This window comes from Streptomyces sp. NPDC087906 (assembly GCF_055584925.1).
Genome location: NZ_JBVJLC010000005.1, coordinates 221609 through 234207, shown reverse-complemented (window position 1 = coordinate 234207; position 12599 = coordinate 221609). Strand labels below are relative to the sequence as shown.

The window sequence follows — 12599 nt, the reverse complement described above, 5'->3', positions numbered from 1 at the left end:
CCTGGTCCGGCCGGAACCGGCACATGCGGCCGATCGTCTTCGAGGGTATGACGTCCGCTCTCATCCTGGGGTTCGATCCGCACACGGTGCCCGGCATGGACGGCGACGCCCTGCGCGCCGTCCTGGACGGCGAACTCGCCCGCTTCGCCCAGCACGGCATCGACGCCGCCATGACACTGCTCGCACCGGACGCGTCGGCCGAGGCCGCGGTGGTGGCGGCGCTGTCCGAGCGGGAGTGGGACGTGGTGGTCATCGGCGGCGGCATCCGCAAGCCGGAACCCCTGCTGACCTTCTTCGAGGAGGTCGTGAACCTGGTCCGGCGGCATGCGCCGAAGGCCGCCATCGCGTTCAACACCAGCGGCGGCGACAGTGTGGAGGCGGTGCGGCGCCGGCTGCCGCCGGTGTGAGGCACGAGACGCGGAAGCGGGCCCCCGGAAACGGTCAGGCCGTTTCGGGGGCCCGCGTCATACGCACGCGTACGCCTTTACGCCGCCGTCAGCGCCGTACGGTGCAGGTCGCGGTAGCCGTCTTGTGCGGGTCGCTCTCCGAGCGCGCCGTCAGTGTCACCTTCCCGCTCTTGGCCGCGCCCTTGCCCGCCGCGACCGCGACGTTCACGGTCGTACGCGCACCGGCCTTCGCCGTGGCCAGGGCGCTGGGCAGCGCCACCCGCCAGCCCTTGCTCCCGGCCTTCGCCGACAGCCGGTAGACGTCCGCGTTCTCGTACGCCGCCGCCGGCCCGGAAGCGCCCCGTGCGGCGTGTCCGGTGTTGGCGAGTCCGAAGGTGCAGACCGCGCCCTTGCCGCTCGCCTTGCCGCCCGGCGTACCGCGGGTCAGTGCCACACCGCGCTTCTGCGGCCCCGATCCGTCGAGCGAGCGCACCGCCACGGTGTAGGAGAGTTCGCCCGCCGCTGTCGTCTTCTTGCCGATGACGTAGAACTGCAGCCGGTTGGCCTTGTCGGTGTATTCGTACGCGCTGCCCGAGTCGGTGCCCGCGTGGAACAGGCCGTCGTTGAGCTGGCGGTAGTCACCGGTCGAGCGCATCACCTTCGTACCGTCCGGCCTGGTGAAGTCGACCATGCGGATGTCCTGGGGATTGGCGTCGATCATCCAACTGAAGCAGAGGTAGCCGCAACTGTCGCCCTCGTCGTCGAAGGGCTTGTTCTTCGTGAGCATCACCCCGTGGTCGGGGGTGAAGGAGTCGGCGCCGATCCGCTGCACGGTCTCGATGGTGTAGTCGCTGAAGCCGGGCCCCGCGCAGAACGGATCCTTGGCGACGTCGCAGGCCGGGGTCCTGTCCGTGCCCAGGTCGACCCGGACGCCCTGCAGCGCGTTCTTCTGCACCTTGGCCGATCTGGCCCGCACGTCGAACACCGCGAGGCCGTTGCCGGCGAGGGCCTGCGGGGACAGCGTCAGCAACTGCTCGTCGTCGATGAAGCCGAGCTTGGTCTTCGTACGGACCGTCTGCCCGGCCGGCATGGACGCGCCTTCGGTGGCCGGTACCTGCCACCGGTTGTGCGGCCCGCCGGGACCGTTGAAGGAGCCGCGGTCGAGCACGTCGAAGGGGCCTGTGCCGGCCCGGTGGAAGGGCTCCACATACGGATTGTTGTTGTTGTCGCCGACGTCGAAGGTGTGGGTGATCTCGTGGGTGATGGTCCCCGAGCTCTCGCCCTGCCGGATGCCGGAGTTCCCCCAGAGCTGCGAGCCGGCCTTCCATGAGGTGAAGCCGGTGTAGCGGCTGCGTACGGCGTTGGGCAGCGCCGGGTCCGGCGGGCCCCACTCGTCAGGGACGTCGTCCGGTGTCTGGAACTTCATCTCGCCGAACTCCTGCCAGACGGACGTCTCGTCGTAGCCGGCGTAGATGCGCATCACGCGGTCGAAGGACTTCGCCTGGTCGGCGCCCACGTCCGCCTTCCACAGCGGGTCGATGTCGCGCTCGATGCTGCCGTCGCAGGTGTGGCCGCCCGGACAGCCCGTGCCCTCCTGGCCGATGTCGTTGAGCCCGTACTCGTACGAGGGGCGCGGCGCCTCGTACTGGCCGAGGGGGACGAACTCGACGCCGATGCGGCCGTTCGTCTGCTCCATCCAGTACTGGTTGACGGTGTGGCCGTGGTTGAGCGCGCTGGGCTTGTTGTAGAAGTCCGCGTAGAACGTCGCGATGTCGCCGCGCCCCACGGGATCGATCTGCGGATTGCCGAAGGGATCGCTCTTTTTGGGCAGGGTCATGACAAAGGGTTGGTCCGGGAAGTCGACAGCGACCAGCGCGATCCTCAGCTTCTGCCGGGTGGGCCGCAGATCCGGATCCGCCCAGTCCGTGCCGGGCACGTCCTGGTAGTCGCTCCAGGTCATGTCCTGCTGGTCTTCGGGATGCTGCGGGTCGACGGGGGCGAACGGGTCCCCGATCCGCGCGGCGGCCGGTGCGGCGCCCACGGGGCTCGCGGGCGCCGCACCGGCGTTGCCGAGCACGGCGGCCCCCGCGACGACGGCCACCACCGCCAGCGTTCTCGCCTTTCGGCCGATCAGACCTGACCTCACGTGGCACTGCCTCCTGAGCGTCGCCGTTCCATAAGCCGAACGCTCGGAGCGTAGAACTACCGCAGTGCAGTGTCAACGGGGCAGCGGAAAGCAGCGATTGCCAGGAAACATGGTGGAAACCATTCCCTGGCAACCGCGAGCGAGTGTTCCGTATAGCGAACTAGTGGTGTCCGTGCGCCGTGTCCGACGCGCCGCCGAAGAGCCGGGCGACGAGACGGAAAGGCAGGGTCACGACCGTGGCGATGGCACCACCGACGGCCCTGAACATGTCTGCGATGGCCTTGAGCATGGGGACCTCCTTGAGATGTGCGACCCGCCTGTGCGTTTGTGGGACACCTACGAGCTGGCTACTTGTTCGCCTGCCCGCGTTCGAGGCGGATAGACACATCAGTCCTGCGACGAGGCCCCGGCGGTCCTGAGGGTGGTGCCGGGCGCGGGTTCCCGGGAGACGACGAGCCCGATGGCGGCGGCGGTGAGGGCCGCAGCCGCGCAGATGGCGAACAGGACGCGGTAGCCGTTGAGGGAGGGCAGCTCGGCCGGGCCGAGGTTCAGTGTGATGGCCGACAGGATCGCGCCGCCGACGGCGCTGGCCAGGGAGGAGCCCAGGCTGCGGGAGAGGGCGTTGATCCCGTTGGCCGCGGCGAGCTGCGACGAGGGAGTGTGCGTGTTGATCAGCGCGGGCAGCGCGGCGTAGCCGACACCCGTACCGGCCCCGATGATCGAGCTGCCCACCACGACCTGCCACAGCGAGTCAACGAAGACCATACGGAACACCAGCCCCGCGGCGATCACCACACCGCCGAGTGCCAGGACGCGCGCGGGCCCCCAGCTCGCGATCACCTTGGCGGCCACGGGCGCCAGCACGAGCATCAGCAGACCGCTGGGCAGCAGGCAGAGCCCGGCGGTGAGGACCGACGAGCCGAAGCCGTACCCGGTCGCCTCAGGCGCCTGCACGTACGAGGTGGTGCCGGTGAAGCTCGCGAACAGCGCGAAGCCGACGAACATCGACGCGATGTTGGTCAGGGCGATCGGCGGGCGGCGCAGCGCCGACATGTCGATCAGCGGGTTGGCGACCCGGGACTCCACCGTGGCCAGGGCGACGAGCGAAGCGACAGCGAGGACGAACAGCCCGATGATCCGCAGCGAACTCCAGCCCCAGGCGCTGCCCTGCGAGATGCCGAGGATCAGGCAGACAAGGCCGAGGGTGAGCAGGATGATGCCCGGCCAGTCGATCCGCCGCTCGCGGGCGGCCGGCGGCTCGGAGACCAGGGCGAAGATGAGGGCCCCGCTGACCACCGCACCGCCCGCACCGATCCAGTACAGGATGTGGTAGTCGGCGTTGTCCCCGATGAGCCCGGCCAGCGGCAGGCCGAGCGCGCTGCCGATCCCGAGCATCGCGCTCACCAGCGCCGTCGCCGAGCCGCGGCGCTGCTCCGGCAGGACGACGGCGAGCAGGCTGATGCCGAGCGGAATGGCGGCGGCCGACAGGCCCGCCACCGCGCGGCCTATGAGCATGACGGTGAAGTTCGACGTGAGCGCGTCGATCACCGATCCGAGCGCGAGCCCGCCGAGGCTGACCAGCAGCACCAGACGGCGGCCGAACATGTCGGCCAGCCTGCCCAGCACCGGCACCGAGACGGCGGCGACGAGCAGGGTCGATGTCAGCAGCCACTGCGCGTTGCCCACCGAGGTGTGCAGGTCGCCGGTCAGCTCAGGCAGGACCGGGATGATCAGGGTCTGGGCGAGCGCGGCGGCGAGCGCGCCAAGACCCACGGCGAGGATCTGAAGGTTTGTGCCAAGTCCCGAACCCTCTTCGCTGTCCCGCGCGGGCGGGGAGAGGTTTTCGAGGCTTGCCGGTGTCTCGGTCATCGGTTTTCCTGCCCGTTCACAGTGATGCTCTCATCAGTGATGCAATCGTTTGATTACATCTGCACAGACCCTACGAGCGGCGGCGCGGTGAGTCAATCAAGCGATTACATGGGGGAGGATGGTCACATGCACACCACGCCGCCCGCCAAGGAGCCCCGCCCGCGCGACGCCGAAGCGACCCGCCTGGCCCTGCTGCGATCGGCGAGACGGCGCTTCGCCGTCCTCGGCTACGACCGGACGACCACACGCGACGTCGCGGAGGACGCCGGCGTCAACCTGATGCTGATCAACCGCTACTTCGGCGGCAAGCAGGGCCTGTTCCAGGCGGTCGTGGCCGCGTCCCCCGACCCGCTGGCCGACAGCGAGGCCTCGACCGAGGGCATCGTCGACGACTTCCTCGACGGTCTGCGCCCCGGCGCCTGGTCCGAGTTCGGCGGCCACCCCATGCTCCTGCTGCTGCGCGACAGCAGCGTCGACGCGGAGATCCAGGGACTGCGCACCCTGGCCATGGACAACGCGGTCGCCCGGATCGTCGCGGCGGGCGGCACGGGCCCCGAAGGAACGGCGCCGCGCTCGGGGCGCGAGACGGAACTGCGCGCGCAACTGGTACTGGCCCTGTTCAGCGGGGTGATCGCGCTGCGCTCCATGGCCCCCGTCGAACCGCTGGCAACGGCCGACGTCGACGATCTGCGGTCGGCGATCGAGGACGCGATCGAGGCGCTGGTCGGCCCGGCGGGCGCGGTGTCCCGGACCGAAGGGGCGTAAATCCCACGCCGGTACACCGGGGCAAGTGCCGTCGGCACCAACACCTCACACTCGCCGACTTCGCATGGGTGACCGGTTCGGTCAGCTCGCGTCGGGGGCGGTGATGATCTTGCCGTCCTTGTCGAGGGTGTGGGTGTTCCAGTACACGTCCCATTTGTCGTCGACGTGCTTGGGGACCTTGCCTGCGGGGTAGCGCGCGTATCCCGCCGAGGGCTCTTCCTTGTCCGAGAAGCAGGCTCCTCCCGTACTTCCTACCGCCAGGGTGGGGTACTCGCCGTGGCTGCAGATGGCCTCCTTGTATTCGAGGCCGGCGCAACCGGTGAGGACGCCGACCGCGGCGGCGCTCACGAGGGCGGCCGCGACGACGCGGACCCGTCCGGGGCGGCGGGCGGAGGCGATCCGGTTGACGCGGGGCGTGGCCATGGTTTCTCTCCAGTCGCTCGGTGTGCCCCTACCCTCGCCGTCGAGGTGCTGCCGCGCCGTGAGTACCCGTACTCAGAAAGGCCGGACGGGATGCTCAACATGCCGGGACGACCGCGTCGGTCTCTGACTGAGCGTCTAAGTCGGTTCCTGCGCCGCCAGCTTGCCGAGGAGGGCGCCGAAACCGTACGGCGCGCGGAAATCGGCGCGGCCCGAGGTGAGGACGGGGCACGCGTCGGTGCGCAGGATCGTGCTGCCGGTGCGTTCCAGCGCCGCCACCAGCGCGTGGTCCTCGCTGTGCGGAAGGGCGGGGAACCCGCCCGCCCGGAGGTACGCGGATGCCGCCACGCCCAGATTCGCGCCGTGGACGTGCGGATGCGCCCACGCGGCGCCGACCGGGCGCCCCGCGAAGTAGCGCGCGTCATGGCGCGCCACGGTCACGGCGCCGAGGGTGGGGTGCGGGGCGACCCGTACCGTACCGACGACGCAGTCCCAGCCGCGGCGCGCGTGCCGGAGCTGATGGGCCAGCCAGTTCTGCGGCACGAGCGTGTCGGCGTCGGTGGTGGCGAGCCAGATCCCCGAGGCGCCGGTGTGCTCTCCGCCGTCCGAACCGGGCTCCGCACCCAGCAGGCCGAGCGCCGCGTCCGCCGCGGCGGCCCGCGCCGCGCCCACGTTGCGATGCGCGACCTCGACCACCTGCGCGCCCCCTCGGCGAGCGGCGCCGGCGGTGTCGTCGCGGCAGTCGTCCGCCGTCACCACGACCAGTACGCGCACACCGGCCAGCGCGGGGTGCTTCGCGGCGGCCCGTACGGTGCGCAGTGTGGCGGGCAGCGAAGCGGCCTCGTCGTGCGCGGGTACGACGACGGCGCACGCGGTGACGGAGCGGGGAGCCGGCGGGCCGCTCACACCAGTCCCTCGTCCGCCGCAGGGGACTTCACGGGGCTGCCGTCCGCGTACCGCTTGGCGAACACTTGGAGGACGAAGTCCGGATCGCGGTGGTCGGTGAGCAGGTGGAGGCCGGGTGTGGCGGCGACCAGCGGGACCAACTCGGTTCCGGTGAACCGGTGTTCGGGGACGTGATGGTCCCAGTGCACGGTGACGAGGGTGCCGCCGGGCTCCAGGCTCGCCACCGACTGGTCGAGAACGGCCTGCCGTTCCGTGTCGTCGAAGTAGTACAGCAGCTCGGACAGGACGACGAGGTCGAAGGTCCCCTCCGGCCAGCCTGCGGGGACCGCCAACTCGCGCACCTCGACCCCGGGAAGGTCGCGGGAGCGCGCCGCCGCCGTCGCGACCGCGCCCGGAATCCGGTCGGTCGACAGCAGGCGCTCGCAGCGGTCGGCCAGCAGCCGGGTCAGCACACCGACCGAGCAGCCGGGCTCGAAGGCGCTGCGGTAGCGCCGCCGGGGCAGCGCGGCAAGGGTGATGGCGTACTTGCGCTGCTCGTACCAGCGGCCGGCGAGATCCCAGGGATCCGCCGCGTTCTCGTACATCGCCTCGAAGTAGCCTGCGGGCGTGCTCATGTGAAGACCACCTCGAACGGTCTTGTGTGGTGGGCGAGTTCCTCGGGAGGCAGGATCGCTTCCTCACCGGGCCCCGCGCCGAGCGGAGCGATCTGGCTGGTGAACCGCTCGACGGCGCGCAGTTTGCGGGAGTGTGCCGCGTCGGTCAGTGTGATGCGGGCAGCGGTGTGCCAGGGCACCCGTGGGTCGGCGGGCGCGGCCCAGTGCCACAGCCACACCGGATAGAGCCACAGGGGTACGTCCGCGTCGGCGCACGCGGCCACGGCGGCGCGGCCCGCGGCCTCGTGGTCGCTGTGCAGATCGCCGGTCCACGGCGCGACACAGCGGGCGGCGTGCGTCTCGCCGAGCAGTTCGGTGAGCGCCGAGCGCACCCGCCGCTCGTACGTGTCGACCTGCGTGTCGGGCACGCGCAGCCGGTGCGTCGCTAGCGCGGGCAGGCCCAGCTCGGACAGCGCTGCCGCCAGCTCGGCCTCCCTGGTCTCGGCGAGCCGGGCCGAGTCCGTACGGCGGCTGCGTGGGTGCGACCCCTCGCCGTCGGTGACCGACACCAGCACGACCTCGGTGCCGGCCGCCGCGAGGGTGGCCAGGGCGCCGCCGAAGCCGAGCACCTCGTCGTCCGGATGCGCCGCCACGACCACCACGGGTCCCGCGGTGGGCAGCGGAGCCTCGGGGAGGCGGTCGAGGCCCTCCCAGGACGCCCAGCGCGCCTCCGGGGTGCCGGGCGCCTCGATGGCGTCGGCCGCCGCCTGCCGCGCGCCGCTCACCGGCCCGCCTCGCGCGTGGTGCCGTCGCCTCCGGCTTCCGCACGCTCGGCCACGAGGTGGCCCAGCTCGGCCAGATTGCGCTCGGCGTGGTGCTGGCGGATGTAGACGGTCAGGTCCGCCACGTTCCTGGCGTGCCGGGCGTCGTGGCAGAGCGGGCCGGCGCCGGTCGCCCGTCCCACATGGCCGAGCACGTCCGTACAGACCTGCTCGACCAGGGCGCGTACGCGCAGGCTGCGCATCCGGGCGTTGCCGAGGGCGTCCAGCGGGTCGGCGTCGATGTCGTCGCCCGCCTGGGCCAGTACCGTCTCGGCAGTGCTGAGCAGCACATCCACGGAGCCCAGATGCGCCGCCGTGTGGGCGTCCGGCGTCCGCTTGCGCGCCGAGGCAAGCAGTGTGTCCGCTACGGCCCGCGCGCCGCCGAGCCAGCAGGCCGCGACGCCGATCCCGCCGTGCTGGAAGCCGGGCCGCTCGACGTACTCCCCGACCTCCCCGACGGGGGTGGCCGGTACGTCGGAGAAGGTGACGTCGGGGGTGTCGCTGCCGGCCATGCCGACCGCCTGCCAGGTGCCGGCCACCGGACTCACCCCACGCTCCGCCACGCGTACGGCGAACAGCCGCCGGCCCTCGTCGCTGTCGGCGGTGACCAGGGCGTGCGTGCAGACGTGCGCGCCGGAGCAGTACGGCTTGAGGCCGGACAGCCGCCATCCGTCCGGCCGCCGCTCGGCGCTCAGCCCGGGGCCCGGCGGCTGCGCCGCCCAGACGCCCCAGCGCTCACCGGGGCCGGGGCGCGGGCCGTCCAGCTCGTCGAGGATCGCCACGGCGTCGAGGTGCCCTTCGCCCAGCCGGGCCAGCGAGAGGTCCGCGCGGCCGAGGTCCGACAGCGCGCGAAAACGCTCCCCGGTCCTGCCGGCGCCGGGCAGTGGCGCCACGAGCCCACCGCTCTCGACGAGGTCGGTGAACCGCGCGGCGACCTCTTGGCGCAGCGTGGCCGGATCGAGTACCCCCGTGGTGTCGGTGGGGTCCGTGCCGGGCCCGGCCGGTCGGCCGGTGGCGGCAGCCGCTTCAGCGGTCACTCGTTCCTCCTGTGGGGAAGGGGTTCGGTCTGCGGGGAAGGTGTTCGGTCTATGGGGAAGGTGTTCGGTCCGGCGCTGTCGTCGCACCGGGGGAGTGCCGCTTGCCCCTGTCCACTCGACACAAACGCCACGGAATGCCACAACAGTCACCGCTGTGACGTATCTGTCACACCGTGCCCCGTGCCGTCGGCCCCCGCAAACGCTTCGGCGGGGGGATCCACCGCTCCCGGTCGGCGTTCTCGGCGCGCGTTCCTGGATTGCGTCCGCAGGACGGGGACAGGTGGCTGGGGTGTCGAAAATATCTGCGCTTGTTCTGCTGGGGGTGACGGCCGCCGCGGCGGTGCTGGCCGCCCTGCTGCTCTCTCCGTGGTGGTGGCCGGCCGGCGTCCCGCTGGTGGCCGCGCTGCTGCTGGCCGCTTACGACCTGCTCCAGCGCCGGCACTCGATCCTGCGCAACTATCCGGTGCTGGGCCATCTGCGGTTCGCGCTGGAGGGGCTGCGGCCCGAGTTGCAGCAGTACTTCATCGAGCGCAACTTCGACGGCCGCCCCTTCGACCGCGACACCCGCAGCATCGTCTACGAGCGGGCCAAGGGGACCGACGCCGAGGAGCCTTTCGGTACGGAGCGCCAGCTCAACGACGTGGGCAGCGAATACCTCATCCACTCGATGGCCCCGCGCCCGGTGCGCACCGACCCGCCCAGGGTGCGGATCGGCGGCCCGGACTGCACGAAGCCGTACGACATGGCGCTGCTGAACGTCTCGGCGATGAGCTTCGGTTCGCTGTCGCCCAACGCGCTGCTCGCCCTCAACACGGGCGCCGCACTGGGCGGCTTCGCCCATGACACGGGGGAAGGCGGTCTTTCGGAGTACCACCTGCGGCCGGGCGGCGATCTGGTCTGGGAAATCGGCACCGGCTACTTCGGCTGCCGTACCGAGGACGGCGGCTTCGACGAGGAGCAGTTCGCCGAGAAGGCCGGCCACGAGAACGTCAAGTGCGTCTCACTCAAGCTCAGTCAGGGTGCCAAGCCGGGCATCGGCGGTGTCCTGCCGGGCAAGAAGGTCAACGCGGAGATCGCGAAGGTGCGCGGAGTGCCGCAGGGCGAGACGGTCACCTCGCCGCCGTACCACCGGGTCTTCTCCACCCCGCGCGAACTGGTCCGCTTCCTCGCCCGGATGCGTGAACTGGCGGACGGCAAACCGGTCGGCTTCAAGCTGTGCGTCGGCTCGCGCCACGAGTTCCTGGCCATCTGCAAGGCCATGCTGGCGGAGCAGGTGACACCGGACTTCATCATCGTGGACGGCGCGGAGGGCGGTACGGGCGCGGCGCCGCTGGAGTTCGCCGACAACGTCGGACTGCCGCTGACCGAGGGGCTGATGACCGTACACAACGCCCTCGTCGGCACCGGTCTGCGGGAACGGATCCGGATCGGCGCGAGCGGCAAGGTGGCCACCGGCAGTGACGTGGTCAAACGGCTGCTGCAAGGGGCGGACTACACCAACGCCGCGCGGGCGATGATGTTCGCGGTCGGCTGCATCCAGGCCCAGCGCTGCCACACCAACACCTGCCCCGTCGGTGTCGCGACGCAGGATCCGCGCCGGGGGCGCGCGGTCGACGTGGGCGACAAGTCGCAGCGCGTGCGCCGCTTCCAGGAGGCGACCGTCAAGAGCGCCCTGCAGATCATGGCCTCGATGGGCGTGGCCGAACCGGCCCAACTGGGGCCCCATATGCTGCTGCACCGCGTGGACGCCCACACCACCCGGAGCTACGCGGACCTCTACGACTGGCTGACGCCCCGTCAACTCCTCACGGACACACCGCCGTCCTGGCGACAGGACTGGGAATCGGCCGACCCGGACACCTTCCACGCCGTCCAGGCCGCGTAGCGGCCGCGCGACGGGGCCGCAGCGACGGGCGGCTCAACGGTGGCGGCTCAACGGTGGCGGCTCAACGACCGTGGCTCAACGACTGCGGCTCAACGACCGCGGCTCAGCGGCGCAGATGCTCGATGAGTACGTCCATGGCCGCCTCCAGATGCGCGGTGCTCCCGGTCGTCCGGAGCATCTGCACACCGCCCTGGATCCCGGCGATGAAGGCGGCCGCCATGCGATCGGCGTCCAGCGCGGGATCCACCTCGCCCCGCGCCTGCATCGCGGTGATTCCCCGGCGGATGTCGCCCTGCCACTGACGCAGCAGCGTCGTCACCACCTCGGCGGCGCCGGGGGTGCCGCCGACCTGGTTCATCAGGCTGCCGAGCGGACAGCTCGCCCCCTGCGCGCGGTAGCGGGCCACGACCGCGTCCCGCCAGTCGCTCCAGGCCGCCCAGGAGGTGAGCGCGCCGAGATGCGGCTGCTGGTCGGTGATGACCTTGTCCGCCTCGGCCCGCGCGACGGCCAGCAGAAGCTCCTCCTTGCCCCCGGGAAAGTAGTGGAAGAGCTGGCCCTTGCTGGTGCCGGTGACCGCCAGGACGTCGTCGAGCGTCATGTCGCCGGGAGCATAACCGCGCAGCATCGCTGCGGCCCCGTCGATGATCCGCTGCCGAGTGGCCCGGCCCTTCGTCGTCAGTCCCACCTCCTCGAACGTACCACGTGTTCTGGACTTGCGGGTCCAAAAAAGTGTGCCTACGTTCGGTGGCAGTGCTGAGAAACCTGACAAGTGGAGGTGCCGCATATGCGTGCGATCGTGGTGGAACAACTCGGCGGACCCGACGAGCTGGAGCTGGGGGAGTGGCCCGACCCGGTGCCCGGCCCCGGTGAGGTGCTGGTCGATGTCGCATACGCCGGCGTCAACTTCATGGACACCGCGGCCGCCGGCCGGGGCGCCTCGCACGGCCGTCTCCCCTTCATCCCCGGTGTCGAGGGGGCCGGCCGGGTCGCCGCCCTCGGTGCGGGAGTCACGGAGTTCGCCGTCGGCGACCGGGTGGCCTGGGTCTACGTCTGGGGGAGTTACGCCGAACGCCTGGTCGTACCGGTCGCGAACGCCGTCCCGCTGCCGGACGGCATCCGCACCGATATCGCGGCCGCGACGATGATGCAGGGCCTCACCGCGCACCACTTCGTCCACGAGGTCGCCCCGCTGAACGCGGGCGACACGGCGCTCGTGCACGCGGCGGCCGGCGGCGTCGGGCGGGCGGTCGTGCAGTTGCTCAAGCTGCGCGGGGTCCGGGTGATCGGCCTGGTCTCCCGCGAGGAGAAGGTCCCGGTAGCGAAGGCCGCGGGCGCCGACGAGGTGCTGATCTCGTCGGGCGGCGACTTCGCCGACCGGGTGAACGGGCTGACGGGCGGCGAAGGCGTGCACGCCGTCTTCGACGGGGGCGGCGCCAGCACCTTCCAGCCGTCGCTCGACGTCCTGCGCCGGGTCGGCACGCACGTCTGGTACGGGCCGCTGATCGGCGACGTCCCCACGGTGAACCTGTTCGACCTGCCGAAGAGCATCCGGCTCAGCTACGCCGTGTACGCGGACCACATCCCCACCCGGGAGCTGCTGCTGAAGCACTCCGCGGACCTGTTCGACAAGATCCGGGACGGGGAGCTGCACATCGACATCAGCCGCCGCTACCCGCTCGGCGAGGCGCGGCAGGCGCACGCCGACATCGCGTCGCGGGCCACCACCGGCAAACTGCTGCTGGACACCGGGCGCTGACGTCACGCCCGATCC

13 protein-coding genes are annotated in these 12599 nt (G+C 71.3%); 4 read left to right on the top strand and 9 right to left on the bottom strand.

Annotated elements, in window-relative coordinates; all coding sequences use genetic code 11:
• Positions 1-47: 47 nt before the first annotated feature.
• Positions 48-407 (top strand): hypothetical protein, encoded by a 360-nt coding sequence (locus ACZ63I_RS17195; RefSeq protein ID WP_469339443.1) that lies wholly within the window; start codon positions 48-50, stop codon positions 405-407.
• An 88-nt stretch (positions 408-495) separates the two neighbouring features.
• Here ACZ63I_RS17195 and ACZ63I_RS17190 read toward each other — a convergent pair whose 3' ends face one another.
• The 3 genes from ACZ63I_RS17190 to ACZ63I_RS17180 all read right to left on the bottom strand — a co-directional run bounded on the left by ACZ63I_RS17190 (position 496) and on the right by ACZ63I_RS17180 (position 4401).
• On the bottom strand, positions 496-2532 hold the full coding sequence (locus ACZ63I_RS17190; protein WP_469339442.1) for a metallopeptidase domain-containing protein: 2037 nt from the start codon (positions 2530-2532) through the stop codon (positions 496-498).
• 160 nt (positions 2533-2692) lie between these two features.
• On the bottom strand, positions 2693-2821 hold the full coding sequence (locus tag ACZ63I_RS17185) for an LPFR motif small protein (protein ID WP_469339440.1): 129 nt from the start codon (positions 2819-2821) through the stop codon (positions 2693-2695).
• A 98-nt stretch (positions 2822-2919) separates the two neighbouring features.
• Positions 2920-4401, bottom strand: a complete 1482-nt coding sequence (locus ACZ63I_RS17180; protein WP_469339438.1) for an MFS transporter — start codon at positions 4399-4401, stop codon at positions 2920-2922.
• Positions 4402-4527: 126 nt separating this feature from the next.
• On the opposite strand from ACZ63I_RS17180, the gene ACZ63I_RS17175 reads away from it, so the two are divergent.
• On the top strand, positions 4528-5166 hold the full coding sequence (locus tag ACZ63I_RS17175; RefSeq protein ID WP_469339437.1) for a TetR/AcrR family transcriptional regulator: 639 nt from the start codon (positions 4528-4530) through the stop codon (positions 5164-5166).
• A gap of 81 nt (positions 5167-5247) precedes the next feature.
• Here the strand turns inward: ACZ63I_RS17175 and ACZ63I_RS17170 are convergent, their stop codons facing one another.
• The 5 genes from ACZ63I_RS17170 to ACZ63I_RS17150 all read right to left on the bottom strand — a co-directional run bounded on the left by ACZ63I_RS17170 (position 5248) and on the right by ACZ63I_RS17150 (position 8943).
• Positions 5248-5589 (bottom strand): SCO0607 family lipoprotein, encoded by a 342-nt coding sequence (locus ACZ63I_RS17170; protein WP_469339435.1) that lies wholly within the window; start codon positions 5587-5589, stop codon positions 5248-5250.
• Between the two features lie 135 nt (positions 5590-5724).
• Positions 5725-6492 (bottom strand): glycosyltransferase family 2 protein, encoded by a 768-nt coding sequence (locus ACZ63I_RS17165; protein ID WP_469339433.1) that lies wholly within the window; start codon positions 6490-6492, stop codon positions 5725-5727.
• Positions 6489-7106, bottom strand: coding sequence for a class I SAM-dependent DNA methyltransferase (locus tag ACZ63I_RS17160; protein ID WP_469339431.1), 618 nt, complete (start codon positions 7104-7106; stop codon positions 6489-6491). The genes ACZ63I_RS17165 and ACZ63I_RS17160 overlap by 4 nt, the downstream gene beginning before the upstream one ends.
• Positions 7103-7870, bottom strand: a complete 768-nt coding sequence (locus tag ACZ63I_RS17155) for a PIG-L deacetylase family protein (protein WP_469339429.1) — start codon at positions 7868-7870, stop codon at positions 7103-7105. The genes ACZ63I_RS17160 and ACZ63I_RS17155 overlap by 4 nt, the downstream gene beginning before the upstream one ends.
• Positions 7867-8943, bottom strand: a complete 1077-nt coding sequence (locus tag ACZ63I_RS17150) for an acyl-CoA dehydrogenase (protein ID WP_469339427.1) — start codon at positions 8941-8943, stop codon at positions 7867-7869. Before ACZ63I_RS17150 ends, ACZ63I_RS17155 begins: the two co-directional genes overlap by 4 nt.
• Before the next feature lie 289 nt (positions 8944-9232).
• Between ACZ63I_RS17150 and ACZ63I_RS17145 the strand changes: the two genes are divergently transcribed.
• A complete protein-coding gene (locus tag ACZ63I_RS17145) occupies positions 9233-10828 on the top strand; it encodes an FMN-binding glutamate synthase family protein (RefSeq protein ID WP_469339426.1) in 1596 nt (531 codons plus the stop codon).
• Between the two features lie 103 nt (positions 10829-10931).
• Here ACZ63I_RS17145 and ACZ63I_RS17140 read toward each other — a convergent pair whose 3' ends face one another.
• Positions 10932-11513: a TetR/AcrR family transcriptional regulator gene (locus ACZ63I_RS17140; protein ID WP_469339424.1), complete on the bottom strand. Its 582-nt coding sequence runs from the start codon at positions 11511-11513 to the stop codon at positions 10932-10934.
• 99 nt (positions 11514-11612) lie between these two features.
• Here ACZ63I_RS17140 and ACZ63I_RS17135 point away from each other — a divergent pair, with 99 nt between their 5' ends.
• Positions 11613-12584, top strand: a complete 972-nt coding sequence (locus tag ACZ63I_RS17135; RefSeq protein ID WP_469339422.1) for a quinone oxidoreductase family protein — start codon at positions 11613-11615, stop codon at positions 12582-12584.
• Positions 12585-12599: the final 15 nt, after the last annotated feature.

Excerpts from the sequence above, each read along its gene's own strand:
- ACZ63I_RS17195 (WP_469339443.1), top strand. The coding sequence starts at position 48 with ATGACGTCCGCTCTCATCCTGGGGTTCGATCCGCACACGGTGCCCGGC.
- ACZ63I_RS17185 (WP_469339440.1), bottom strand. The coding sequence starts at position 2,821 with ATGCTCAAGGCCATCGCAGACATGTTCAGGGCCGTCGGTGGTGCCATC.
- ACZ63I_RS17180 (WP_469339438.1), bottom strand. The coding sequence starts at position 4,401 with ATGACCGAGACACCGGCAAGCCTCGAAAACCTCTCCCCGCCCGCGCGG.
- ACZ63I_RS17175 (WP_469339437.1), top strand. The coding sequence starts at position 4,528 with ATGCACACCACGCCGCCCGCCAAGGAGCCCCGCCCGCGCGACGCCGAA.
- ACZ63I_RS17170 (WP_469339435.1), bottom strand. The coding sequence starts at position 5,589 with ATGGCCACGCCCCGCGTCAACCGGATCGCCTCCGCCCGCCGCCCCGGA.
- ACZ63I_RS17160 (WP_469339431.1), bottom strand. The coding sequence starts at position 7,106 with ATGAGCACGCCCGCAGGCTACTTCGAGGCGATGTACGAGAACGCGGCG.
- ACZ63I_RS17135 (WP_469339422.1), top strand. The coding sequence starts at position 11,613 with ATGCGTGCGATCGTGGTGGAACAACTCGGCGGACCCGACGAGCTGGAG.